A 352-nucleotide genomic window follows, 5' to 3' on the forward strand; every position below is an offset into this window, starting at 1 on the left:
AAGTACGCTTGCTACGTTCACACCACGGAAGAAAGCTTCGACATAATCATTCGCTGGGTTACTAAGAATATCGTCTGGAGTACCGACTTGAACCACTTCGCCATTTTGCATAATCGCAATTCGGTCACCGATACGCATCGCTTCATCCAAATCATGCGAGATAAAAACAATGGTTCGTTTATCGTCATTTTGAAGGCGAATAAGCTCATCTTGCATTTCAGTACGAATCAAAGGATCGAGCGCCGAGAACGCTTCATCCATCAACAAGATATCTGGGTCACATGCTAGTGCACGAGCCAAACCAACACGCTGCTTCATACCACCAGACAACTCATCTGGGTAAGATTCTGAA

Annotated in this window: 1 protein-coding gene; it reads right to left on the minus strand. The window is 44.9% G+C overall.

Going from position 1 to position 352, the window contains the following annotated elements; translation table 11 throughout:
- On the minus strand, positions 1-352 hold a 352-nt coding region (locus tag AB4486_RS23590), incomplete at both ends, for an ATP-binding cassette domain-containing protein (RefSeq protein ID WP_372118993.1).

It is taken from the genome of Vibrio sp. 10N.222.55.C6, assembly GCF_041473395.1.
GTDB classification, from domain to species: domain Bacteria; phylum Pseudomonadota; class Gammaproteobacteria; order Enterobacterales; family Vibrionaceae; genus Vibrio; species Vibrio crassostreae_C.